The following is a 1,792-nucleotide window of genomic DNA, read 5'->3' as shown; positions in this document are numbered from 1 at the left end:
CACGACCAGTATCTCGTGAACCGGCGGCACCTGCGGGACAACCTCTACAACTTCGCGGCCAAGGGGCGCGGAGCACCACGCGAGGGCCGGGCGCTGCTGCAGGGCCTCGTGGGCTGCGGTCGCTGCGGGCGGCGGATGAACGTCAGCCACGGCAGCCACTATCTGCGCTACCAGTGCTGCCGGGCGCAGACCGACTACGCCGCCTCCTTGTGCCAGGCCTTCCCGATCGCCCACCTGGATCACACGCTGGGTGCGCTGTTCTTGGAGGCGGTCCGGCCGGCGGCGATCGAGACCACCTTGGCGGCGCTGGCCGTGCTCGAGCGGGAGCGCCAAGCGCTCGACCGCCACTGGCAGCTGCGGATCGAACGCGCCCGCTACGAGGCGCAACGCGCCCAGCGCCAGTATGACGCGATCGAGCCGGAGAACCGCTTGGTCGCGCGCAGCCTGGAGACGCGCTGGAACGCCGCCCTGCAGGCGCTCGAGCAGCTGGAGCAGGAATACGCGGTCGTGCGGCGGACCGAGCTGCTGCCGCTCGATGAGACCGAGCAGCGGACCGTGCGGGACCTGGCCGCTGACTTGCCGGCGCTCTGGCACGCCGCGACCACGACCGATGTGGACCGCAAGCGCCTGCTGCGGCTGGTGGTGACCGAGGTGGTGCTGACCGTCGATACCCAGGCGCGGCGTGCCGAGGCCACCGTCGTCTGGAGCGGTGGTGCGACCACGCGGCATGAGGTGCGCTGCCCGCCCCTGGGCTGGCACGGGCGCACCAAGGACGGGGTGGTCGCGCGCCTGCGCCAGCTCGCGCAGACGCTTCCCGACCACAAGGTCGCGGAGCGCCTCAATGCCGAGGGCCTGCCCACCCGGACGGGCAAGGCCTGGACCTACGCGCGGGTGCACTCGATGCGCAAGCAGCACGGGATCGCAACCGCCTGCCCGTTGCACACCCGCGAGGCGGCCCGGCGCGCGGACGGGTTGCTGCCGGCCGCCGCCGCGGCCCAGTGCCTCGGCGTGTCGTCGTCCCTCATCCACCTCTGGGTGCAGCAGGGCATGCTCGTGCACGATCAGCGCCGGTCGGCGTCGCGGGTCTGGGTGCGGCTGGACGAGGGCGACCTCGCCCGTCTCGATGGCTCGAGCCCAGCTGTGCCGCACCTGCCCGGCTTCGGGGAGATGATGCGGGCCAAGCACCTGTCCCGGGACGAGCTGTGGGACCGCGTCCGTCGCGGTGAGTATCGGGCGTTCCGGGCGCGGCGTGGCCAGTGCTGGGAATGGCGCCTGCAGCGTTCCCCCACACCGGACGTTGGACGTGGCAGTGAGGAAACTGACCATCATGAGTGACGATCTGGCCAGCGCTACGAGCGCGGCTCGACCATCGTCACCAGCAAACTGCCGTTCGACGAATGGACCCATGTGTTCGGCTCGGAGCGCCTGACCGGCGCGCTGCTCGACAGGCTCACCCATCACGTCCACATCGTTGAGATGAACGGCGAGAGCTATCGCCTCAAGCAGAGCAAGCGACGCCAGCGCGCCAACCGCGCTGCCGCACCACCAGAAGGTCCTCCCGCCGACTGATCGACCCACAGCGAGGCGCCCCGTACAGGGCGCCTCGCTGCCGTCCTCCGTGATGGGTTTTCCCTCCGGCGCGCCGATGCATTTTCACCCCGGCGTTGACACGCACGACCAGTGCGCCCGGCCCGCCCCAGTCCAGCAGGACGCCCCGGCCCCGCGCCGTGCGCGCCGGCCCTTCCCCGCGGTCGTCGAAGAACGAGTCGAAGGCCGGCTCGGCTTTGGCGAG

The 1,792-nt window shown here is 71.3% G+C and carries 1 protein-coding gene and 1 pseudogene; both read left to right on the top strand.

From position 1 onward, the window contains the following. Positions 1-1,335, top strand: a 1,335-nt coding sequence (locus VF584_17190) for a recombinase zinc beta ribbon domain-containing protein (GenBank protein HEX8211914.1), incomplete at its 5' end; no start/stop codon positions are given. A gap of 21 nt (positions 1,336-1,356) precedes the next feature. Continuing rightward, positions 1,357-1,569 (top strand): annotated as a pseudogene (locus VF584_17185) (ATP-binding protein). Positions 1,570-1,792: the final 223 nt, after the last annotated feature.

The sequence above is a fragment of the Longimicrobium sp. genome, assembly GCA_036389135.1.
Classification (GTDB): Bacteria; Gemmatimonadota; Gemmatimonadetes; order Longimicrobiales; family Longimicrobiaceae; genus Longimicrobium.
Note: the sequence above shows the minus strand (reverse complement) of the source record. Positions and strands in the feature narration are given on the sequence as shown.